The organism is Shewanella sp. SM74 (assembly GCF_025653725.1).
Taxonomy (GTDB): Bacteria; Pseudomonadota; Gammaproteobacteria; order Enterobacterales; family Shewanellaceae; genus Shewanella; species Shewanella oncorhynchi.
Genome location: NZ_JAKKRZ010000002.1, coordinates 292,897 through 315,894 on the forward strand (window position 1 = coordinate 292,897; position 22,998 = coordinate 315,894).

Consider the following 22,998-nt stretch of genomic DNA (forward strand, 5'->3'; position numbering starts at 1 on the left):
TATACCAGCTATTCTTACTAGGTGAATTAAATTGATATCATCAGATCTTGGAATAGGATTTTTTTTAGTCTTTTTACTATGTAGTTTATTTTATACACACACATCCTCTATTACACTTTTTAAGCAAATTTATCGTATTTTTCCACTGATGCTAATGTGCTACGCCTTTCCTGCCATCTTTAGCTCGCTAAATATTATTGATGCAAGTCATAGTCAACTTAGCGAAATGGCAAAAACACACTTAATGCCCGGTTGTTTATTTTTGCTGATTTTAGGCACCGATTTCTTTGCTCTCAGTTTAGTGGGAAAAAAACTTCTCGGTATGTACGTGCTAGGTGCTGTGAGCATCTGTATTGGCGGTCCATTAAGCCTATGGTTAGGCTCTATATTTTTTCCGAACGAACTCGTCTGGCAGGGAGATAATGCTGCTTGGAAAGGCATGTCAACACTGATGGCAAACTGGCTTGGCGGAACCGCCAATCAATTGGCTGTAAAAGAAATCCACAGTGTCGGTGATGCCGTATTTGCGGTAATGATGGCTATTAATATTCTTTTTTCCGGTATATGGATGGTTATATTACTTTTCATTGCAGAACGCCAAGATAAAATCGATGATTTCCTGAAAGCTGATAAAAGCTATAGACCGATATTTTGCACTGACATCAAACGTAAAGTGATAGGAAAACAAACAAGCTATTATTGGATTCTGATATTGAGCTTGACTTTTTTCATTGTAATTTTCTTCAGTGAAAAATTATCATCCTTCCTTGCAACAAGAATCGCTAATAGTTTCCCACACTTATTTAAATACAACCTTACTTCTGAATTTTTTTGGTCAGTATTAATTGCAACTTTTTTAGGATTATTATTTTCATTAACAAATGCAAGACATGTGTTAGTCAAGGAAACTCAGCAGGCAGCTCTTTTTTTTATCTATATCATGATAATGTTGATGGGGTTGAACTTTGATATTAGCGCATTGAGCGCCGCGCCCTATTACGTTTGTATCGCTCTTATTTGGTTCTCTATACACATTATTATCTTATTTATTTTTACTGTATTTTTTCGATTACCTATCATGTACTTCGCGATCGCGAGTCAGTGTAATATTGGTGGTGCGGCTTCTGCACCAGTTATCGCCAGCGCTTTTCACCCAAGGCTGGCTTCCGCTGCTTTATTGATGGCAGTTTGGGGTTATACTTGGGCGTCTTTGTTGGCGTGGTATTTGGGTTTTTTAATGCAGTTTATTCAACCATAAGATGGGAACAAAAAGTGTGTCCAACTAATTTTTTGCTCCCAATAAATGCCACTCCTGAATCTTCAAAGCATTACCTAAAGCTTTCAGAAAATTTCTATTTAACAATACAACTTATCCATTAACCCCCTATCAATCAAACCTCGGGGTGATTCAACACTGTGATAAAGTCCAGCTACGCGCAGCCTGCCCATATTTGTTATGTTTTTTCATGATTCAAGCTAGGACACTTTACCATGCATATAACGAAGTCTTTTGGCATGCTTAAATAGAACTTAAAAATCGCATAAAAATAAAAAAGCCTGCAAACGATTAAGTTTGCAGGCTTTTTAACTCTTATAAAAAGAGGAATTTGGTCGGTATGAGAGGATTCGAACCTCCGACCCCTGACACCCCATGACAGTGCGCTACCGGGCTGCGCTACATACCGAATTTTTAAGTATATTGCATACCTGTGCTGACTTAGCTAAATATAGTTTAGCGATAATCTTTACGGCTTTTGCTTAATTACTTATCACCTAAGATACTGTTTATGGGGTTTATCTTAAGCGAGCCAGAACTGTAGCAATTGCCTCGCAACTGCGCAAGGGCTTCATTACATCTCTTTGATCAACTGCTTAGTTTATGTTCTGAATGACACAATTTTCGTCGATAATGATTGCTCGATACTGATTACGTCCATACTCAAACAGGATTTAGCTGCAGAACAGACATAATGACACCCGTTTACTAAATCATCATTCAATGCGAGTGCATATGGGCGAGTCGGTACTCATCCATGCGCTCGAGTAGATATGGGAAAAAGGGATTCCATTTCTGTCGTAACATTTCAGATGCTGACACGCTATACAAGCCGCGCTCTCCCCGCGAAGCTGAGGCTCCGATTTGGATCCTATGTAAATCAGGCTGGATCACGGCGCCATAAAGCCCATCATCTATGCCAAAAGGTAGCGCAACATGGGATAAAGAATACACGCCTGCAGGCCAATATAAATCTAATATCCGCACGTTTTCACTGACCTGAGTGAGCACTTTACCCTGTGCGTCTATATCCTGTGTATCTAAATTCTGTTCATCTAAACCCAGTTCATCTAAACCAAAGTATCGCGCCTGAACCTGCGTGGTTTCATTACTGATATTTTCCACCACAGTGCCGCGATAATGTAACTCAGGGTTATTAATGTTCGCCAATAAGCCCGCAAGTGGATCATTGGACACCATTTTGGCATTCACATCGAGTCGGTTCATATCAAACAGCACTAGCTCATGACCTTTTTCAGGCAACGTTTGATACAGATTATTCACCACCGCCGCAGTTGAAACCGTTGCGTCCACCACTGACTGAAAGGTGAGTATCGACGGAACTTGCGCCCGTTGCTGCGGCGTTAATCCTGCCAATAAACCTTGGTTACGCAGGGCTAATTGATAAACTACATCGCCCGCATTAACCGCAAAAGAGGTGTATTTAAAGGGATCGTACTCCACTTGAATACTGTTCCATTGCAGTTTATCCAGCTCCAACAATCGTCCTATCCAACTCTGCCAGCGTGCAGCCGCCGCAGATGGCGCTAGCCCTATCGCGGGAGAGATAAAAATCATTCCATCATAATCAGGGGCTTTATCATGGCTTATACGTTCTAACTCATGGTTCAGCGCGACGGCGGCACCCGTCGAAAAAGCCACCACAAATAATGGTTTATCTTTCAGAGTTTGCCGCATATGCGCTGTGGCTAAATTAACCGCTGCGGCCAGATCTTGCCAATAAAGCTCAGTCAATCCACTTGGAATCGTGCCATGTCCTGGCAGTCTTAAACCGAGCACATGAGCTTTTCCTTTAAAGTGCACTGCCACATTGGATAGAGCATAGGGCGAATCCGACATACCGTGGAGCAGTAATACTCCAAATTCGGCATTAGCCACAGGCCATTCATAACTGCGATTCCAGTTTTGTGGCCAATGGGCAGGATCGGATAAGCTATTTTTGACATAGCGGTTCACTGGAGAAAATTCATTGACGGGAATCTTTTTGACAACTTTGCGCTCAACTTCGGCGAATAAGCGGTCTTCTAGCGCTAAGTACTCATTAAAATTGGCAAGTTTGGTATTGTAATGGAACTCACTTTTTAGCTCAACCGTATGCCAAAGTGACAGCTCAGGGCGCGCATTAAGAAAATAGATCCCTGTCGCGAGTAACGCCACCACTATGCCAGTACTCGCATACACTGCAGCTAAAAATAGGTGTTTTGTCGAACCTATGATGATGGCCTTCATCGCTGTTCCTACATGAAGATAAAATGTGCAACTAGATTATACGGGTAGATAAAAACATCCTTCAAACGTTTTACCACGATAAAATCTACTAGTGTAATCACCCCAATTTACTCATCTCGCAATTTTATTAGCCGCATAGGCCTTAATCGGGTTAGGATCGAAAATAGTCTTATTCCAACGAAACTTATACACTCTCGATGATAATCGGTAATCCACACGCTAGATTCGCCTACTATCTCCCTACAGCGCCGCTGGTACCTGAGAGCTGGCATTACACTCAGCCAGACGCTGTCGCGACTCTTATAGCTCTCAATGGCAATCATTGGCGTAAGATCTTCACTATTATGGCAAAAGTCAGCGCGGTTGGAGATGATTGGCGCAGCTATCGTGACCAAGTGTTACTCAAGCAAAATGAAATGATCTGCATAGGCGCTATAGAGCTGATGGCAAACGCTAAGATTCATCTCATTGCGGGGCAAGTGGCCGTAAATGCTTTAGGGCTCACCATGTCCGAGCACGATTACAATGCACAGCATTTAACTGCCCAAGATAAATCCATAACCGCACTTAAGCTACCATCTTCGCCAAGACAGCATTGTTTACTCACGCCCTATTTGGATTATCGCCAATACCCAAACCAACTGATCGCCCTGACACGCCAACACTTAGCAACGCCAGAGCCGCAACACAGTGAATAATTCCATTATGATTATGGTAACGGCTGTCACCACAGCATTAGTCACCAAATAACAAAGGCATAAAAAAGCACTCGTGAACAGAGTTCAAACGAGTGCATATTCAAGGACGATTCAGGATTAGTCGTAAATGGTTGGAATAGGCTGACGTTTATGCTGTGTCGCCTTATAAATACCAATCAACTTGTCCTCAACCGCCTTGCCAACGTCCTTACCCTCAAGGAAATCATCGATTTGCGCATAGGTTAAGCCAAGCGCGACTTCATCTTCGAGTAACGGTTTATTGTCTTCTAAATCCGCGGTCGGCGCTTTATAGACTAACGATTCTGGCGCGCCAAGATACGCGGCGAGTTGGCGAACTTGGCGTTTGTTAAGACCAAATAATGGCGCTAAATCGCAGGCACCATCGCCCCATTTAGTGTAAAAACCTGTGATATTTTCGGCACTGTGATCTGTCCCCACCACAAGCCCGCCCACGAGTCCGGCGAGTTCGTATTGCGCTATCATCCGCATACGGGCTTTAACGTTACCCTTCACAAAATCCACTTTCGCCACATCGGGCAAAGGCAATCCAGCTTCGACTAACGCGGCAACGGTAGCGCTATGCACACCATCAACGCCTTGATGCACATTCACAGTGACCAACTTAGAGGGCTGAATAAACTGACAGGCTAATTGCGCCTCATGCTCATCTTTTTGGATCTGATAAGGTAATCGCACAGCGATAAACTGGTAACCGCCTTGGCTATTTTCTTGGTTTAAACTGTCCACCGCTAACTGACACAAACGCCCAGCAGTAGAAGAATCCACCCCACCGCTGATCCCTAATACCAATGCCTTGCTGCGCGCTTCTTTTAGTTTGGTTTTAATAAACGCGACACGACGTTGCACTTCGAACTCAGGCTCTATGGCCGTGAGTACCTTCATTTCTCTTAAGATTTGCGCTTTCACCGAAAATTCCACCTTAAATTATCGCTGTATTTGGACTACCTGAACCCAACTAACGTTAACATTTATTCGCAACTGCCTGTAGTTAAAATTAATGCTTAGTTAATTGATTATTGATAAACGCCATAAAAATAAGGGCAACAACGGTTTGCCGTTATTGCCCTAACGTAAATCAGTCAGCTTAATACCAATACAGCTACCGACTTATCTTTCCCAGTAGGATTCTTCTAAGCTGTCTTCGCGCTCAGGTAAACCACGGGATAAACGCGGGCTATGCTGGGCTAAGACTTCGTAGGCGACGCGGTTAGCGTACTTACACACTTGAGAAAACGAGGAATAACATAGGCCATCGCGCTTATGTTTACTTGAGCCTGGCACGTTAGTCTTGTGGAAAGTATTGGCCGCCAGATCGTGCAATAACGCCGATAATGCGCCATCGCCAGCGCCATTAGTGTTACCGATTTTTTCTGGGCCGCCCATATAAGGTGAAATGTGGGCAAACACTTTGATTGGTGTTTCACAGTCACTTTTAAGCTTTGGACGGGAAAATTCATAACGGTTAAATTCAGGGATAGCACCCGGCAACAGCGTGTGAGTCGTTTCGCGTTTTTCTGAGTCCTCGGTATAACCCGCAGTATAAAGCCCGATTGGACCCGCTGTGGTTAATACCATGTCGCACCATTCCAAGGCTTTTTCACTGGCAAGCAGAGGATCCCGTGAACCCGTTAAGGCTTCACCTTCGTCTTCATTCATCGCCAAAATGGTGACATGTTCTTTGATAAAGTTTTGCCACCATTGTGGATCTTCTTCAATCAAGAAACGCGTGCCTAAGGTTAATACCACGGGAACTTCGGCGGCTTTTGCATATTCGATAGCGCACATGGCCGCATCGGTAATACGGTCGCCATCGCTTGCACGCATCAAATACGCGGTCAACACTAAGGCTGAACTGCCCTGCACCACGTCTTTATCGATAAATTCAGGTGTGAGTTTATCCATAGCGCCTTTGCTGATAGCAAATGTTCGCTCGCCGCACTCAGAAATCAGGGTAAAACAGCGACCGATAGGACCATCTACAGGTTGTAGAAAGTTAAGGTCGACTTTAGAAGATGTATTACATAAATAGCGGTAGGCGTAACTGCCCACTTCAATATTCTGACTCATAACCCCAAACAGCACTGAACGGTCATCGGCCAGAATAGAATAATTGTGCACTGTGTTGCCAATCGTGCCACCAGCAAATTCATCGCTAATCAAACCATGAATTTTTAACTCAGTGTAGAGTCTGTGGGCCTGTTCATCATTGATCAAGGTAGAATTGCCTTTGGGCAAGCCATAACGGCTCAGCAATTCGTCTTCCACTTTCGCTTCGATATCCACTAAGGTTTGATCAATACCGCTGATATAAGTCGCAAACGGCTGAGGCTGTTGAGTCAGCTGTTCAAGCAGCGGATCTCGGGTTTTAACCGGAAAATAATGTTTAGATTTACGCTGACCGGGAAACTTCATAGTGGCTCTCTTTTCCTGGCATCCATGCTAATTGGCGTCTGCCGAGGCGGTCAAGCCAAGCAGCATCCTAAAAATATTGAGTCTAGGCTAGCGAGACAAAAAAACCACCCCTTAGCCGGAAGGGCGCAGATTCTATCACAAAATCAGTTCGAAGCCAGTGCTCCAATACCCAAACAACCTGAAGATGCAGGATTCAGCGGGAATTTAACGCACTTTAGGCAAGGCGGTTATTTGCAGGCCTAGCGGGCTAAGTTAAAAATAACCAACGCAGCATAAAGTGCGTTAAAACCCGCCGGGACGGAGCGCCCAGGGCACTCCACTTCCGTGTTGCATTAATTCAAAAGGTGGCCGACATTCTGTCATTAATGCGCCTTGAATTGAAGCACCCTGGGCGCTCTGAAACTCGTATCTTCAGGTAGCTTGGGTATGGGCCCAAGATACCGCTTGTTCTTGGATTAATTGCCGTAATAATTCAATGTGTAACTCATCGTCGTTCAAACAAGGGATAAACCGATAGTCGCTGCCACCCGCATGTAAAAAGGTTTCCTTAGCACCAATGGAGATTTCTTCTAAGGTTTCGAGGCAATCGGTCGCAAACGCAGGGCAAATCACATCGACACTTTTGATCCCTTGCGCAGGTAACTCGGACAGTAATTTATCGGCGTAGGGCGTTAACCATTCTTCGCGGCCAAAGCGCGATTGGAAGCACACTTGCCATTGCGACTCGCTCAGCTCAAGTTTTTGCGCCAACAGTTTAGCCGTGACAAAACACTGCTCGCGGTATGGATCGCCCTCTTTCACATAACGCAGTGGAATACCATGAAATGACAAGAGCAACTTGTCGGCCTGCCCATGGGTTTTCCAGTGGCGCGTCACTGAATGCGCCAGCGCAGCAATATAAGCGCTATGGTCAAAATAGTCTTTATTAAAGCGAACCTGCGGCATGTCACGCACGGTTTTAAGATAACGGGCAACGGCATCGAACACACTTGCCACCGTCGAGCAGGAATATTGGGGATACAAAGGCAGTACGACAATACGCTCTGCCCCTTGGGCTTTTAGACGTTCAAATCCCGCATCGATGGAGGGATTGCCGTAACTCATGCCCAGTTCAACCGGAATGGTCTGGTTAAAGGTTGCACTTAAGTCCACCGCCAACTTTTGTGCTTGGCGTTCACTTATCACCATTAAGGGCGAGCCTTCTGGTGTCCACACGCTTTGGTAGAGTTTGGCGACTTTCGTCGGACGGGTGTTGAGAATAATGCCGTTCAGCAGCGGTTGCCAAATCCACGGCGATAAATCGACGACACGCGGATCACTTAAAAACTGCCTTAAAAAGCGTTTAACGGCCTTAGGACTAGGTTGATCAGGCGTGCCGAGGTTAACCAATAACACACCAAAAGCAGGGGAAGGATTCAACGTTAGGCTCATGGTTAATGAAGTTCACTTGGAGGCTAACATTGCGATACCCATAAAAAAAGCCTGCATCGGCAGGCTTTTTCTTAATATGAGAACTTGTTCTCGTAAATTAACCTTTATTCGGTTATTTCAACACTCTAGCTAACTGCTCACTCACGGCCGCAACCGATTGAGTACCGTCAAACTTGTTGTATTGAGTTTGGCCAGCGGCAGCCACTTTACCGTAGTATTCAACCAGCGGCTTAGTTTGCTCGTGATAGATCGCGAGGCGTTTACGCACTGTGCTTTCTTCATCATCTGGACGAATAGCTAAATCTTCGCCCGTCACGTCGTCTTTACCTTCCACTTTAGGTGGATTAAAAACCACATGGTAAACACGGCCAGAACCTGGGTGAACACGGCGACCGCTCATGCGCTTAACGATTTCTTCGTCTGGCACGTCGATTTCAATCACGTGATCAATGCTAATACCGTTTGCCGCCATCGCATCCGCCTGTGGGATGGTACGTGGGAAACCGTCTAACAAGAAACCTTTAACACAGTCTTCCTGTGCGATACGCTCTTTAACCAGACCGATGATCAGATCATCAGAAACCAGTTGGCCAGCATCCATCACTTTTTTCGCTTCCAAACCCAGTGGAGTACCCGCTTTTACCGCGGCACGTAACATATCACCAGTGGAAATTTGTGGGATACCATACTGTTCCATAATGAACTGGGCCTGGGTACCTTTACCGGCACCTGGGGCGCCCAATAGGATAATGCGCATCTCAAGAGTCCTCTTTTCGCATTGATATTCTTCTTAGGGCGGCGATCTTCGCACATCTGGCCGCCATTGAGAAGGGTTTTAGCTTCGACTTTAGCCTCAGAAACCGCAAATAAACTGCGGTTACTAAGCGATTTTTTTCATTAATAGAGCAAAGTATAGAGCTTACGGCGGTATTGATTGGCTATGGGATTACCTTGGCCAAGTGCCGTTAATACTTCCATAAACACTTGTTTTACTGTGCCATTTTCAGCACCTAAATCTTTACTTAGCACACCGAATAACAGTTCTAATGCTTCATCATCGCGGTGGGCAGCATGCAATGCCTTACTCAGCTCGAGTAATAACACTAAATCTGTTGGATTTTGCTCAAACTTTTGCTGCAAATCGCGAATTTCAGGGGTATCCGCCGCATCTAAGGCAAGTGCGAGCTTAGCTTTTAAACTCTGGTAGTAACCATCTTGGTCAGCAAGCCCTACCTTCTCAAGCATGGCTTGTGCTAACACTAATTCGCCCTGCATCAAATACACATCGGCAAGCACTAGACTCACCTCACCCGCTTGATTTGACCCTGTATGTGCTTCTTTAAGCAACACAGCTGCAGTAGCAAGATCTTCTGCACTTACTTGACTCAAGGCGAGCAATGCTTTGGCCTGTACTAACTGTAACTGCCACATAGGCGGCAAATGTTTATCCAGCATAGCCGTGACTTGCGCCGCATCTTGCAGGCCAGCAAAACCATCGACAGGCTGACCTTTATCTAATACTAACGTGGTCGGTAGGCTTTGAATGCGAAAGTAATTGGCAATTTCTAATTCGGCTTCACAGTCAACTTTTGCGAGCACGAATCGACCCGCATTTTGCACAGCAATTTTCTCTAAGGTGTGCAGCATAGCCACACTTTGTTCCTGCGGCTGAGCCCAAAATGCTAACACCACGATCTGTTGCATCGAGGCGTCAACCACTTGCTGAATATTGTCTTTAGTCAGACTGAGGATATTATCCATAGTATTCCCTTAACATTTAAGGCCTCTATCATGGGAGGCCTTATTCTTTTAAAACTAAGCGTTAGAACCAAGTCTTAAAATCGAGTCTTACCGCTAACGGATTGAGTGACAGGCTAGGTGCAAACCACTCTTCCTGCACTAGAAACAATATCGGGGCCGTTCAAAGAAGAGCCCCGATAGTCATTTACTTCATGTTAGCCAGTAACATTTGGTTCATCAGCTTGATAAAGGCCGATGGGTCCGCAAGGCTACCTTTTTCAGATAATTGCGCCTGTTGCAGCAGCAGATTTGACCAATCCGCGAAGGCGGCTTCATCTTGAAGATCATTTAAGCGCGATACTAATGGGTGCGCTGGGTTGATCTCAAATGTCGGCTTCACTTCTGGCACAGGTTGACCCGCAGCTTGCATCAGCTTGATCATCTGAGTCGACATTTCGCCTTCACCCGCCACCACGCAGGCAGGAGTGTCGGTTAAGCGTGACGTGACTTTCACATCAGCAACGGTTGAGCCTAATGCCGCTTTAATGCGTTCAACTAAAGCTACCGATTCTTGCTCAAGCTTTTCTTGCGCTTCTTTTTCAGATGCATCTTCCAGCTCGCCAAGTTCTAAATCACCACGGGTCACTGAGTGCAGTTGTTTCTCTTTGTACTCAGTTAAGTGGCTGATTAGCCACTCGTCGATACGCTCTGACATCAGTAAGACTTCAATGCCTTTCTTACGTAACAGCTCTAAATGTGGGCTGTTAGCAGCGGCTTCATGGCTGTCGGCAACAATATAGTAAATCTTAGTTTGACCTTCTTTCATGCGGCTGATGTAGCCATCAAGTGACACAGTCGGCGCAGCACTGCCCGTATGGGTCGAGGCAAAACGCAATAAGCCAGCAATACGCTCACGGTTGGCGAAATCTTCCGCAGGCCCTTCTTTCAGCACTTGACCAAATTCAGCCCAGAACTGTTGATATTTTTCCGCATCGTCTTTCGCCAGTTTTTCCAGCATGCCAAGCACACGTTTGGTGATACCAGTACGCATCGCTTTGGTCACGTGGTTATCCTGCAGAATTTCGCGGGATACGTTCAGCGGCAGATCGTTTGAGTCAATTAAGCCCTGCACGAAGCGCAGATAAGATGGCATAAATTGCTCGGCGTCATCCATGATGAACACACGTTGCACAAACAGTTTTAGGCCGTGTTTACGGTCGCGATTCCACATATCCCAAGGCGCTTTTGCAGGAATATACAATAGGTTAGTGTATTCTTGCTTACCTTCTACCCGATTATGACTCCACAGTAGTGCGTCGGTGTAATCGTGGGAAATGTGTTTATAAAACTCTTGATACTCTTCGTCACTGATGTCAGCTTTATTGCGCATCCACAAAGCCGTGGCTTTGTTCATGACTTTCCATTGACCTTCGGTCGCAGGAATTTTTTCGCCATCAGGACCATCACGCTCTGGCGAGCCTTCTTGCCACATTTCAACTGGCACAGAGATATGATCTGAGTATTTAGTGATGATCGAACGCAGGCGCCAATCATCGGCAAATTCTTTTTCTTCGTCACGCAGGTGCAGCGTAATTTCAGTACCACGGCTCGCCTTGGTGATGGTATCAACGGTGAAGTTACCCTCGCCTTCTGATTCCCACAATACGGCTTCATCGGCCTTATGACCGGCAGCGCGAGTGCGAACAGTGACTTTTTTCGCCACAATAAAAGCCGAATAGAAACCGACACCAAATTGGCCGATTAACTGTGAATCCTTTGAGGATTCGCCCGATAGATTCTTAAAGAAATCAGCGGTGCCTGATTTTGCGATTGTGCCTAAATGCTCAATCACGCCGTCGCGGGTCATACCCACGCCGTTATCTTCGATGGTCACAGTGCCTTTTTCTTTATCGGCACTGATACGGACTCGCAGTTCACCGTCGCCTTCATAGAGTGCGTCATTGGTCAACGCCAGATAACGCAGCTTGTCCGCCGCATCCGCAGCGTTGGAGACCAGTTCACGCAAGAAAATTTCTTTGTTGGAATACAAAGAATGGATCATCAAATGCAACAGCTGTTTGACTTCTGTTTGAAAACCATGAGTTTCTTGTTGTGACATGAAATTTTCCTTTATTTGTTACGCAATTTGGTAAAAGTAACGCTTAGTGTTTACTAAATGGGGCTCCAAATTTGCTTTTCAAGGGCAAGGGCTAAAACGAGGTTCGAATGGCGAAAAATAAGGCGCTTGATGAATACCAAGCGCCTATGTGAGGACTTTAGTGTACTTTCAACATCAACCTGCACGAGGCGTTAGTCTTGGGCTAATTCTTTTTCTAACTGTTGGGCGATGGCTTCGGGCGATCCGCTGTTGCGGGCAAAGAGTCCATAAGCGGCGGGGATCACGAAGATAGTGAATAAGGTTGCCAGTAAAATCCCCGACAACACCACTACACCAATCACAAAACGAGTTTCAGCACCCGCGCCTACCGCCAATACCAATGGCACGGCGCCAGCGGCAGTGGTGATCCCTGTCATTAAGATAGGTCGTAACCGCTGCGCTGACGCTTGAATAATAGCCTTATCAAAATCAACGCCTTTATCCCGCAATTGGTTAGCAAACTCGACAATCAAGATGCCATTTTTCGCGGCTAACCCGACCAGCATAATAATGCCTATCTGACTGTAAATATTAAGACTCTGCCCCGTAAGCCACAAACCAATTAAGGCGCCGACGGTAGCCAGCGGCACAGTCAGCATGATCACCACAGGGTGGATATAACTCTCAAACTGCGCCGCGAGCACGAGGAATACAATCCCCAGTGCGAGGATGAATACGAAGTACATAGAGCTACCCGACTCTTGATAATCGAGGGATTGGCCCTTGTAGCTAATCACCGCTTCCGCTGGTAAATAGGTACGCGCCAATTGATTCATATAATCAAGGGCTTCACCTAGACTATAACCATCTTCCAAACTGGCTTCTATGGTGATCGCGCGCATACGGTTGTAACGGTTCAGCGAACTGGCGTCGGCAAACTCCTCCACAGTCACTAAGTTAGACAGCGGAATAAGCTCCTGACTGCGCTCGGATCGAACATAGATATTTTGCAGATCCGCCGCCGTATTTTGATTATCGCGCTCGCCTTCAACGATCACATCGTATTCTTCACCGTCACGCATAAACGTCGTCACTAAGCGTGAGCCCAACATGGATTCCAACGTACGGCCAATATTTGAAATCGACACTCCAAGGCTCGCCGCTCTGTCTCTGTCGATGACGACACGAAGTTGAGGCTTAGTCTCTTTATAATCATGATCTAATCCTAATAATTTGGGATTCTGTGCCGCCTTTTGCATCATGATATCGTGCCAGCGGGCAAGCTCTTCGTAGCTAGGTCCACCAATCACAAATTGCACAGGTTTACCTACGCCGCGACCAAAGGCTTGGCGCATTACAGGGAACGCTTGCACCCCGGCGAGATTGGCAAGACGCTTATTAATGTCGACGATAACTTCCTTTACTGGACGACGTTTGCCCCAATCTTCCAGTACTATGATTGCCATACCGTTAGAGAAATCCGCCGCGCGGCCAAAGCCACGGGGGGCACGAATGAGCAGACGTTTGATATCACCCGTTTCGACCAATGGCATCAAGCGGTTTTCCACTTCATTCATATAGGATTCTATGTATTCGTAACTCGCGCCCTGTGGCCCGTTGACCATCAAGAATAACGAACCACGGTCTTCCTGTGGCGCAAATTCTTGCGGTACTTTTTGGACTAAATAGACACTAGAGCCTAATGCGACTAACACCAGAATCGACACCAATATCGGGTGAGCCATGGCGGATTTTAAGGACAATTGATACCGGTTTGACACTTTTGTCATTATGCCGTCGACCTTACGTACCAACCAAGAATCCTGCGAGCTCGGCTTAAGCAACTTAGAGCACATCATGGGCGTGAGTGTGAGCGCCACTAGGCTAGAGAACAGCACGGCCGCACTCATGGTCACGGCAAACTCTTTAAAGAGTTTACCTAAATCACCCTCAAGGAAAGTGATTGGCATAAAGACCGCGACCAACACGAGTGTGGTCGCGATAACAGCAAAAGCTACTTCACGCGCACCGAGAAAAGCAGCTTTGAGTGGTGAATCTCCTTCTTCGATACGTCTATGAATGTTTTCCAGCATCACAATCGCATCATCCACCACCATACCGATGGCGAGGATCATTGCCAATAAGGTCAAGAGGTTAATGGTATAACCTAGCGCATACAGCACAATAAAGGTGCCGAGCAGAGACACTGGCACAGTGATCGCGGGGATCAACATAGCGCGCACACTGCCAAGGAACAAATAAATCACGATAATCACTAAAATCATCGCTGTGAACAGGGTTTGATACACTTCTTTAATCGAGGCTTCGATAAACACTGAGCTATCGTAGCTGCGTTTAATCGACATCCCCGCTGGCAAGGTCGGGTTGATTTTGTCAACCAGCGCGTTCACTGCGCGCGCCACTTCTAACGTATTGGCGGTTGACTGTTTAGACACGCCTAAACCTATCATTGCCTCTTTGTTGCCACGGAACATAATCCGCTCTTCATCAGAGCCAATTTCCACCCGTGCGACATCGCTCAGTTTGACTAAATAACCGTCTTCCCCTTGGGTGATCACTAAGTTTGCGAAATCTTCGGCAGTGCGATAACCCCGCTCCAGTCGCACTGTAAAGTGCCGCTCCTTCGACTCTATCGAACCTGCAGGTAACTCGACGTTCTCAGCTCTGAGCGCGGCCTCAACATCGGCAACCGTTAAACTGCGAGAAGCCAAGGCTTGTCTGTCAAGCCAAACGCGCATGGCGTAAACCTTACCACCACCAATACGCATCCGCGCCACACCATCGACCACCGAAAAGCGGTCCGACAAATAACGGTTGGTGTAATCGGTCAATTCTAGGGTCGTCATTTGATCCGACACGAGATTGAGCCACATGATCACTTCATCACTACCATTGGCCTTTTGTACTTCTGGGGGATCAGCTTCATCGGGTAAATTGTCGAGTAAACCTGAGATCCTGTCGCGCACATCGTTAGCTGCATCTTCAATATTACGGCTAATATCAAACTCTAAGGTAACCGATGAGCGGCCATCACTGCTCGATGAACTCACGTGACGAATGCCTTCGACGCCACTGATCCTGTCTTCAATCAATTGGGTAATGCGGCTTTCCACCACGGCAGCACTGGCACCGCGGTAATTCGTGTCGATAGATACCACTGGCGGATCTATGTTTGGGTATTCGCGCAGGGGCAATTTATCAAAGGAGACAAGCCCGAAAGCGACCAGCAGCAAGCTGATCACTGAGGCAAATACGGGACGTTTGACCGAGAGATCAGTAAGGATCATACACTTGGCTCCGCGTTCGTATCGGCAAGATAACTAAACTTTTCCGCGAACTCAGTTTGCACTTTATCCCCAGGATGAACTTTCAGTAAGCCGCGGATCACTACGTTTTCGCCCAAGGCTAAACCATCTAAGATCTCCACCCAGCCACGGGTGCGAATCCCAATAGTGACTTGTTTACGTTCAATCACCTTGTCAGCATTGACGCTGTAAACATAATGGCTGTTTTGGATCGGGATAATGGCAGATTCAGGCAACATCAAGGCCTCGCGGCTACGCTTGATGAGTTTGACCTTCATCAACATGCCCGGTAATAAACGCAGCTCAGGATTGGGGATCTCGGCGCGAACGATCACTGTGCGTGTGGTTGGATTCACGCGGCTATCAATCGATGTCACCACACCTTTGAAAGTCACATCAGGGAAAGCGACCGCTTTGGCTTCCACCTTTTTACCTGGCTCTAAATCTTGAATAAAGCGCTCTGGCACTGAAAAATCGAGCTTAATGGTAGAAATATCATCCAATGTCGTAATTACAGTGCCGGGCGACACTAAGCTGCCCACACTGATTTGACGTAAGCCTAAACGGCCATTAAAAGGCGCCAAAATACTGCGATCATTGAGTGATGATTGCGCCTGTTCGAGCTCGGCACGGGTGGTATCAATAAGGGTTTGTAATCTGTCGCGTTCTAACTCGGCCACAGTGCGGCTAGTCACCAACGAACTGATACGAGCTAATTCACGTTGATTATCACTGACTTTGACTTGCGCGGCTTTAACCTTAGCGATCTGCTCAGCATTTTGCAGTTGGACTAATAACTCGCCCTTTTTAACAATATCGCCGTCGTCAAATTTAAGCGCTATCACCATGTCGGTGACTTTAGGCGTTATCGTTACAGATTCTGCGGCTTTATTGCTACCAATAGCTTCAACTTCATCGCGAATGGGCGCCATAGCGGCAGTGGCAATCACCACATTAGGTATGAGTTTAATCTGGGCTGCAGCAATCTCTTGCGGTTGCATGGCTTGGTATCCAAACCATGCCGCGGCCAATATGGCGATTATTAGAATAATTTTTTTCATCGGGCTTCCAAGGAATGACTCGCATTAATGACGGCTAGTTTACTCACTCACATCATCGCATCAATACGTTTTACTTTTTCTTACAAATTACGCTGATAGCGCAAAATATGTATGATTAAGTGTCTTTGGCGATATCAATGGTTGAGTTGCCAGAATGCAGTACGATAACAAGGTTGTTAAGTGATTAATTTTACTTATTGCCACTAAATCAACATTTATCACTAAAACCATTTGAAAAAGATTGGTATATAGATAATTAAATCCTGAAACACAGATCGCCTAGATAATCGACAATCCCCTGCTTAAAACTCAAATCGCAGCCAATAAAAAAGGGCGATAATTCGCCCTTTTCTAGTCAACTGCTGAAATTAACGTATTTGACGTTCTTCTTTCATCAGGTTTGACAGTGACTGGTACACATTGCTAACCACTTCATCGCTTAATGGCTGATCTTCGCCATCGCGAAGGAAGATTTTCGTTTCTTCTGGAGTATCACCATCTTCAAGCAGTAAACGGTAGCTACCTTCTTTCAGTGCTAACTTATCTTCGCCCCACAATGAACTCCAAAAACCAGAGTTATCGTCAAACTTGATAAAGTACAATCCTTTAGCACTATCCATATCGGCAATTTCAAAGCCCATTTCTGGCAGCACTATGCGTAGACGATCCCACACTTGCTTGTAAGAGGCTTTAGCAGACCAGTAAGCTTTACCTTCTTCAGGCGTCACGAGATCAACATTAATACCTAAGGTTTGCTTCAAACGATTCGATTGGATCGCTTGGTCGCGCTTAACGCTGATATACGCAATGGCGCTGTTCAGCATATCAATAGTGTATCTTTGCTTATCTTCACCGCTTAATAAAACTTGTTGCGCTTTATCGTCGTAAAACTCTTCGTGTTCAACTAAGTGAATAACGATATTGGCAGTGCGACCATGTGGACGTGTTTCCACATCAAAACGATAGCGTTGGCGCAACAGATAAACTTTATCCGCACCCCACATGCTCGATTCAATCACTTCACGGCTTTCAATCCAATCGGTTTCTATGTTGCCTTTGTCAAAATCACGGCTACGAACAGCAATACCTTTTTGAGCAAAGAAACCATCTAAGTTTGTGAAGATTTCTTGTTTCAAATCCACAGCATTGTCTATGGATTCAACTACGATTTTAATGTTGTCACTGCCCTCTTCCACATGAGTACCTTCCGCCATTGGCAGTACTTGCAGTGGCGGACGGATATCTAAGTTTTTGCCATACAGCGAAGCATTCACTTTAGAACCCAGTGCTGGTACATCGAATTCTTTATTGTAGGGTGGCGTTTTTAATCCCGCGGGGATCTTAAGCAAAGGCGCTTGCTCGGCCTGAACATAGTCGTCGTTACCGTTCGCTTGGCGGCGATCAAGTGGCGAACTACAGGCTGCAACCGCAGCAACTAAGATCAGTGGAGTGACTTTCTTTAACATTAATTATTTAACCTCTATCTGGGCACGAGTCATTGCTTCTATCAACAGACCATGACATTGCTCAGAAAGTTCAGTCAAAGGTAAACGAATATGGCCACATTTAATCAAACCCATACGATGGGCAGCCCATTTTACTGGGATAGGGTTGGCTTCACAAAACAGTGTGCTATACAAACCGCGCAGCGGGGTATCTATGCTCTGAGCCAACTCGGCATTGCCAGCGAGCGCCGCATCACACATAGCTTTAAAAGCCTTTGGTACTATGTTGTTAGCCACAGAAATTACGCCATTTCCACCTAAGAGTAAAAACTCTCTGGCAGTGGCATCATCACCGCTATACAAGAGGAAATCGTCGCCGCACAGTTCGCGCAGACGTTTTACACGGGATAAGTCACCGGTCGCCTCTTTTACACCAATAATGTTGCTCACGCTAACAAGCTCGGCAACAGTTTCTGGCAGCATATCAACGGCAGTACGGCCTGGAACATTATAAAGAATTTGTGGAATATCTGTGCTAGCGGCCACAGCTTTATAATGCGCAATCAATCCCTTAGGCGTTGGCTTATTATAATATGGCGTTACGCCAAGCATAGCGGCAACACCCACATTAGATAAGGACTTGGTGAGCTCAACGGCTTCAGATGTGGCATTGGCGCCATTGCCACCAATGACAGGAACACGTCCCGCAGCAAATTTAACGGTTTGTGAAACGACCGCTACATGCTCAGGCATAGGCAGAGTCGCTGACTCGCCAGTAGTACCAACGGCCACAATGGCATCTGTGCCTTGGTCAATATGGAATTCGACTAACCTTTCAAGACTTGCAAAATCTACTGAGCCATCACTGTTCATTGGCGTGATTAAGGCTACGATGCTTCCGTTTATCATCTGACTTTCCCCAAGATTTCAGGATTCGCTATGGTACTGATGCCAACCACTAATGACAAGCATTAACGGGGCTCTCAAATTGAATTAGTTATGGTAGCATTACATCCCGCACAAAAACTCAGCTTTAACACTGAGTTTTCGCTCTATGATATCGAAAAAGTGAGGAAAATTCATGACCAATTTCCTGGTCGTAACAGCGATGGGTCTCGACCGTCCTGGACTTGTAAGTAAACTAGCTCGACTTGCCAGTGACTGTGACTGCGATATCGTCGACAGCCGTATGGCATTATTTGGTAACGAATTTACCCTGATCATGATGTTATCTGGCTCGTGGGCATCAATAACGAAAATTGAAAGTATGTTCCCCAGTCTCAGCGTTGAGTTAGAACTGCTGACGGTGATGAAACGCACCTCTAAACACACACCACAAAACTACCTTTCTCGCCTCGAAGTACGCTTCACGGGTAAAGACCAACGCGGCACCATTAAACGCATTACCCAGTTCCTTGCTGACAGGTCATTAGATCTTGCCGCAGTACGTTCATTTTCTGAGGAACTCCCCGATGGTGAACAAACGCAAAATGTGTCGCTAACCATTAATATTCCTGAAAAAGTTGAACTAGAAAAGCTCGAACAGAGTATCTATCAGCTCGCCCAAGATATGACCTTAGATTGTACTATTCGTCGTATGGAAGGCACTGCCATCTTAGAGGACAGAGGATAATAGATGAATACCTTAACGGCTGGGGCAAAAGCGCCTCACTTTACACTGCAAGATCAACATGGCAACTCAGTATCGCTGGCTGACAGCCTTAAGCAAGGCCCTGTTTTAGTGTATTTTTACCCGAAAGCATCAACGCCGGGTTGCACAGTTCAAGCCTGCGGTCTACGTGACAGTAAAGCCGAGCTCGATAGTCATAATGTCACTGTATTTGGCATTAGCCCAGATCCTGTGGCTAAACTGGCTAAATTTGCAGAGAAACAAGCACTCAACTTCACTTTGCTGAGCGATGAAGACCACAGTGTCGCCGACGCTTTTGGGGTCTGGGGTGAAAAGAAATTCATGGGAAATACCTATGATGGCATCCACAGATTAAGCTTCCTTATCAATACCGACGGCACCATCGCCCACGTATTCGATAAGTTTAAAACCAAAGATCACCATGAAGTCGTACTCGCGCAAATCGCGGGTTAATGACTAATATGACGACGAATACAAGGCTTCAAGCTGCTGCTTTAATCGGCACAAAAGTGTAAACGTTGTCAGTTGATTTTGGTAGCCTGAATAAATAATCGGCAATCGATAACGAAAAGGTCCTGAAATCAGGACCTTTTTCATGAAAAATTTTCACTTTCATATCACAAGATACGGTCTAACCGAGCAAAAAACCGCAAAAGCATTCAGCTATGCCCGTATTCTATGGCATCACAACGTCGGTTTATCCTGCCACATAGGGCCAAATAATCGCAGCGGCAATGCTCCACATGGTTAACCAAATAAAACGGTCAAGGTAACGCCATGCCGCTGGGCGAGTAAAAATGGGCGCTAACAAACGCGCACCAAAACTTAAGCCAAAAAACCAAATAAATGATGCCAGTACAGCACCCGCGCCAAACCAAGGCCGATCGAAATCATCAAATTGAGTGCTAATGCTGCCGAGCAACACCACAGTATCAAGATACAAATGCGGATTAAGTAAACTGATCCCAAGCGTCGTCAGTACGGCTTTCTTAAATGTGTCCGCATTATCGGCCTGATCCATCTCAATGCCCTTAGCCACAAACGACGCCTTTAGCGCATTCGCACCATACCAAAGTAGAAACGCGGCGCCACCGAAACTCGCCACATGCTTAATAGTGGGAAACGACTCAATAATATGTCCTAGCCCCGCGACACCCGCAGTGATCATCAGCGCATCAATGATAGAGCAGAGCAAGGCTATCGGTAATGTGTACGAGCGCTTAATGCCTTGCTTGAGCACAAAGGCATTTTGCGCGCCCACAGCAATAATCAAACTGCCACCAATTCCCATACCTTGTATAAATGCCGCTTGCATAACCACCTCTCATGTTCAAAGAAGGCGCTAGCATAGTCAAAACAACAAAATTAATATAACTAATGTTTTTTATGTATCATAAGTAAAATTAATAACCGTCCAAACACACTCATTTGAGGATGACTATGCTGGAATACGCGAATCTCAAAGCGCTCGCCGTTGTGGTCTCGGAAGGCGGCTTCGACCGCGCCGCCAAAGTGCTGCACATCACCCAGTCGGCGGTATCACAGCGCATTCGACAACTTGAAGAAAAAGTTGGTCAGTCACTGCTTATTCGCTCCAATCCTGTGGTCGCAACGCCCACAGGTAAGCGCCTGTTGCGCCACTATTCACAGGTACAATTACTCGAAAGTGAATTAAGAGCTGAGATGGACGCCGACGATCCCAACCATCCAACCACAGTGCGCATCGCTGTGAATGCCGACAGTTTAGCCACTTGGTTTTTACCTGCGCTGGCAGGCATGTTCAGTCGCCATGCTTGGTTATTAGAATTGATCGTCGATGACGAGTCTTACACCCATCATCTATTGAAAAATGGTGAAGCGGTCGGATGTGTCACCACAACCGAAGTGCCGATGGCTGGTTGCAGCAGTGAGTTTTTAGGCACCATGGAATATTTGTGTGTGGCCACGCCCGAATTTGCCGCGCGCCATTTTGGTGAGCCGAGCGACACTCAGTCACTTAGCAACACTCAGCTGTTTAACGGCATTAGCCAAGCCCAGTTAGCGAAGGCGCCAGCAGTGGTGTTCTCCACCAAAGATAAGCTGCACGAGAAGTTTCTCGCCCAATATTTCAATATGACGCCAGGGCAATGGTGGCAACATACTATCCCCTCTTCAGAAAGTTTTTTAGAAGCGATTAACTTAAGCTTAGGTTATGGACTCGTCGGTCATCTGCAAGCGAAGCCATTAATCGATAAAGGGATACTGATTGAGATCACCCCAGAACGGCGCATGCGCGTGCCGCTGTTTTGGCAGCATTGGAATATCAAAGCAAAACAAACGACACTGGTTTACCGTGCCCTTGCGGCAACCGCGCAGCATAATTTGCTGCAGGCATAAAAAATCGGGCTCAAACCAAAGTTTGAGCCCGATGTTAAAAGCCTTCAATCTAATATCAAGTGAGTCTTAAAGACTCAGATTTAACATTTAAGAGTTAACTCACTCTTTATTAGCTCGCTCTTAACGCAGCAATACGTTTCTCTAATGGAGGATGACTCATCATCATTTCCGCCATTGAACGTTTGCCGTTAATACCGAAGGCTGACATTTGTGCAGGCATTGCCGTACTTTCAGGGCCTTGGCGTAAACGCTCAAGCGCAGCAATCATCTTACCTTTACCCGCTAAACGTGCCGCACCTTCATCGGCTTTGTACTCACGAATACGTGAGAAGTAAGCGACGATAATTGAAGCCAAGATACCGAATAGCATATCCAGTACGAAAACAACGGCCATGTAAGCAAACATACCTAAACCTTCGCCTTCTTCATCATTACTCGACACGAAGTTGTTGATAATACCAGCAACCACACGGGCCGCGAAGATCACGAACGTGTTCACCACACCTTGAATAAGTGTCAAGGTCACCATGTCACCGTTAGCAACGTGGCTCACTTCGTGGGCTAATACGCCTTCAATTTCATCTTGGCTCATGCCATATAACAGACCCGTACTGACAGCCACTAATGAATTGTCTTTACTTGGACCAGTAGCGAACGCATTCATGTCAGGCGATTGATAAATCGCCACTTCTGGCATTTTAATCCCCGCTTGCTTAGCTTGACGGGCAACCGTCTCCACTAACCAACGTTCGGTACTGTCACGTGGGGTAGTGATGACTTCACAACCCATGGTCTTTTTCGCCATCCATTTTGAAATGGCTAAGCTGATAAAGGCCCCACCGAATCCAAAAATGGCAGCGAACACCAGCAGTCCACCCATAGTAGACGTGTTCACGCCTAGAATAGACATTACAATTGAGGCTACTAGCAACACAGCTAGGTTAGTCGCAATCAATAGAAATATACGCTTCATTTCAGCTCCTTTAGGGCAAGAATAGGCCATTTAACTTTGTTCAAAGACATAATATGTCCAAATCATCGAAATTCAAGTGGTAAAAGAAAAGAGTTTTTAAAATAGGTTATCTTTCTCGTATATAGACACTGCCTTTCATGGCCGAGAGTCTAGGGACAGTATATTAATCGAAACTTAAACTTATGCCCAAGCAACCTCAAGATACGAGTTTCATCGCGT

The 22,998-nt window shown here is 46.0% G+C and carries 18 protein-coding genes and 1 tRNA gene; 5 read left to right on the top strand and 14 right to left on the bottom strand.

All coding sequences use genetic code 11. The features are described from left to right. Window positions 1-31: 31 nt before the first annotated feature. Window positions 32-1,258, top strand: a complete 1,227-nt coding sequence (locus tag L5M49_RS03355) for a DUF819 domain-containing protein (RefSeq protein ID WP_263265443.1) — start codon at window positions 32-34, stop codon at window positions 1,256-1,258. Between the two features lie 350 nt (window positions 1,259-1,608). On the opposite strand, the gene L5M49_RS03360 is transcribed toward L5M49_RS03355, so the two are convergent. Next, window positions 1,609-1,685 (bottom strand) — tRNA-Pro (locus L5M49_RS03360). A gap of 311 nt (window positions 1,686-1,996) precedes the next feature. Then, window positions 1,997-3,526 carry an alpha/beta hydrolase gene (locus tag L5M49_RS03365; protein ID WP_263265444.1) on the bottom strand — a complete coding sequence of 510 codons (1,530 nt, stop codon included), beginning with the start codon at window positions 3,524-3,526 and terminating at the stop codon, window positions 1,997-1,999. Between the two features lie 197 nt (window positions 3,527-3,723). On the opposite strand from L5M49_RS03365, the gene L5M49_RS03370 reads away from it, so the two are divergent. After that, window positions 3,724-4,224, top strand: coding sequence for a DUF6942 family protein (locus tag L5M49_RS03370; protein ID WP_263265445.1), 501 nt, complete (start codon window positions 3,724-3,726; stop codon window positions 4,222-4,224). Between the two features lie 117 nt (window positions 4,225-4,341). Here the strand turns inward: L5M49_RS03370 and nadE are convergent, their stop codons facing one another. The 10 genes from nadE to dapA form a co-directional block, all read right to left on the bottom strand. Continuing rightward, entirely contained in the window at window positions 4,342-5,172 is an 831-nt protein-coding gene (nadE, locus tag L5M49_RS03375) for an ammonia-dependent NAD(+) synthetase (RefSeq protein ID WP_263162984.1), read from the bottom strand. Between the two features lie 201 nt (window positions 5,173-5,373). Further along, entirely contained in the window at window positions 5,374-6,678 is a 1,305-nt protein-coding gene (locus L5M49_RS03380; protein ID WP_028759658.1) for an inosine/guanosine kinase, read from the bottom strand. Window positions 6,679-7,089: 411 nt separating this feature from the next. Further along, the gene (gene hemH, locus L5M49_RS03385) at window positions 7,090-8,109 is read right to left on the bottom strand and encodes a ferrochelatase (RefSeq protein ID WP_263265446.1); all 1,020 of its coding nucleotides are present in this window, start codon (window positions 8,107-8,109) and stop codon (window positions 7,090-7,092) included. A gap of 112 nt (window positions 8,110-8,221) precedes the next feature. After that, window positions 8,222-8,866, bottom strand: a complete 645-nt coding sequence (gene adk / locus L5M49_RS03390; protein ID WP_028759655.1) for an adenylate kinase — start codon at window positions 8,864-8,866, stop codon at window positions 8,222-8,224. 140 nt (window positions 8,867-9,006) lie between these two features. Further along, window positions 9,007-9,870, bottom strand: coding sequence for a tetratricopeptide repeat protein (locus L5M49_RS03395; protein WP_263265447.1), 864 nt, complete (start codon window positions 9,868-9,870; stop codon window positions 9,007-9,009). Window positions 9,871-10,054: 184 nt separating this feature from the next. Next, window positions 10,055-11,968, bottom strand: a complete 1,914-nt coding sequence (gene htpG / locus L5M49_RS03400) for a molecular chaperone HtpG (RefSeq protein ID WP_198572355.1) — start codon at window positions 11,966-11,968, stop codon at window positions 10,055-10,057. 191 nt (window positions 11,969-12,159) lie between these two features. Further along, window positions 12,160-15,255: an efflux RND transporter permease subunit gene (locus tag L5M49_RS03405; RefSeq protein WP_263265448.1), complete on the bottom strand. Its 3,096-nt coding sequence runs from the start codon at window positions 15,253-15,255 to the stop codon at window positions 12,160-12,162. Continuing rightward, window positions 15,252-16,334, bottom strand: coding sequence for an efflux RND transporter periplasmic adaptor subunit (locus L5M49_RS03410; RefSeq protein ID WP_198572356.1), 1,083 nt, complete (start codon window positions 16,332-16,334; stop codon window positions 15,252-15,254). The genes L5M49_RS03405 and L5M49_RS03410 overlap by 4 nt, the downstream gene beginning before the upstream one ends. Before the next feature lie 368 nt (window positions 16,335-16,702). Continuing rightward, window positions 16,703-17,800: an outer membrane protein assembly factor BamC gene (bamC, locus tag L5M49_RS03415; RefSeq protein ID WP_263265449.1), complete on the bottom strand. Its 1,098-nt coding sequence runs from the start codon at window positions 17,798-17,800 to the stop codon at window positions 16,703-16,705. A 3-nt stretch (window positions 17,801-17,803) separates the two neighbouring features. Further along, window positions 17,804-18,688 carry a 4-hydroxy-tetrahydrodipicolinate synthase gene (dapA, locus tag L5M49_RS03420; protein WP_263265450.1) on the bottom strand — a complete coding sequence of 295 codons (885 nt, stop codon included), beginning with the start codon at window positions 18,686-18,688 and terminating at the stop codon, window positions 17,804-17,806. A 172-nt stretch (window positions 18,689-18,860) separates the two neighbouring features. Between dapA and L5M49_RS03425 the strand changes: the two genes are divergently transcribed. Next, window positions 18,861-19,412, top strand: a complete 552-nt coding sequence (locus tag L5M49_RS03425; RefSeq protein WP_263265451.1) for a glycine cleavage system protein R — start codon at window positions 18,861-18,863, stop codon at window positions 19,410-19,412. 3 nt (window positions 19,413-19,415) lie between these two features. After that, the gene (gene bcp / locus L5M49_RS03430) at window positions 19,416-19,883 is read left to right on the top strand and encodes a thioredoxin-dependent thiol peroxidase (protein ID WP_263265452.1); all 468 of its coding nucleotides are present in this window, start codon (window positions 19,416-19,418) and stop codon (window positions 19,881-19,883) included. Window positions 19,884-20,127: 244 nt separating this feature from the next. Here bcp and L5M49_RS03435 read toward each other — a convergent pair whose 3' ends face one another. Further along, a complete protein-coding gene (locus L5M49_RS03435; protein WP_113940882.1) occupies window positions 20,128-20,745 on the bottom strand; it encodes a LysE/ArgO family amino acid transporter in 618 nt (205 codons plus the stop codon). A gap of 125 nt (window positions 20,746-20,870) precedes the next feature. Between L5M49_RS03435 and L5M49_RS03440 the strand changes: the two genes are divergently transcribed. Continuing rightward, a complete protein-coding gene (locus tag L5M49_RS03440) occupies window positions 20,871-21,806 on the top strand; it encodes a LysR family transcriptional regulator ArgP (RefSeq protein ID WP_263265453.1) in 936 nt (311 codons plus the stop codon). A 109-nt stretch (window positions 21,807-21,915) separates the two neighbouring features. On the opposite strand, the gene htpX is transcribed toward L5M49_RS03440, so the two are convergent. Beyond that, window positions 21,916-22,779: a protease HtpX gene (htpX, locus tag L5M49_RS03445; RefSeq protein ID WP_006082065.1), complete on the bottom strand. Its 864-nt coding sequence runs from the start codon at window positions 22,777-22,779 to the stop codon at window positions 21,916-21,918. Window positions 22,780-22,998: the final 219 nt, after the last annotated feature.

Bases quoted from the DNA above. Each gene is read 5' to 3' on its own strand.
- dapA (WP_263265450.1), bottom strand. From the start codon at position 18,688: ATGATAAACGGAAGCATCGTAGCCTTAATCACGCCAATGAACAGTGAT.
- L5M49_RS03395 (WP_263265447.1), bottom strand. From the start codon at position 9,870: ATGGATAATATCCTCAGTCTGACTAAAGACAATATTCAGCAAGTGGTT.
- L5M49_RS03405 (WP_263265448.1), bottom strand. From the start codon at position 15,255: ATGATCCTTACTGATCTCTCGGTCAAACGTCCCGTATTTGCCTCAGTG.
- L5M49_RS03425 (WP_263265451.1), top strand. From the start codon at position 18,861: ATGACCAATTTCCTGGTCGTAACAGCGATGGGTCTCGACCGTCCTGGA.
- hemH (WP_263265446.1), bottom strand. From the start codon at position 8,109: ATGAGCCTAACGTTGAATCCTTCCCCTGCTTTTGGTGTGTTATTGGTT.
- bcp (WP_263265452.1), top strand. From the start codon at position 19,416: ATGAATACCTTAACGGCTGGGGCAAAAGCGCCTCACTTTACACTGCAA.
- L5M49_RS03440 (WP_263265453.1), top strand. From the start codon at position 20,871: ATGCTGGAATACGCGAATCTCAAAGCGCTCGCCGTTGTGGTCTCGGAA.
- L5M49_RS03380 (WP_028759658.1), bottom strand. From the start codon at position 6,678: ATGAAGTTTCCCGGTCAGCGTAAATCTAAACATTATTTTCCGGTTAAA.
- L5M49_RS03410 (WP_198572356.1), bottom strand. From the start codon at position 16,334: ATGAAAAAAATTATTCTAATAATCGCCATATTGGCCGCGGCATGGTTT.
- htpG (WP_198572355.1), bottom strand. From the start codon at position 11,968: ATGTCACAACAAGAAACTCATGGTTTTCAAACAGAAGTCAAACAGCTG.
- bamC (WP_263265449.1), bottom strand. From the start codon at position 17,800: ATGTTAAAGAAAGTCACTCCACTGATCTTAGTTGCTGCGGTTGCAGCC.
- adk (WP_028759655.1), bottom strand. From the start codon at position 8,866: ATGCGCATTATCCTATTGGGCGCCCCAGGTGCCGGTAAAGGTACCCAG.
- htpX (WP_006082065.1), bottom strand. From the start codon at position 22,779: ATGAAGCGTATATTTCTATTGATTGCGACTAACCTAGCTGTGTTGCTA.
- L5M49_RS03435 (WP_113940882.1), bottom strand. From the start codon at position 20,745: ATGCAAGCGGCATTTATACAAGGTATGGGAATTGGTGGCAGTTTGATT.
- L5M49_RS03365 (WP_263265444.1), bottom strand. From the start codon at position 3,526: ATGAAGGCCATCATCATAGGTTCGACAAAACACCTATTTTTAGCTGCA.
- L5M49_RS03370 (WP_263265445.1), top strand. From the start codon at position 3,724: ATGATAATCGGTAATCCACACGCTAGATTCGCCTACTATCTCCCTACA.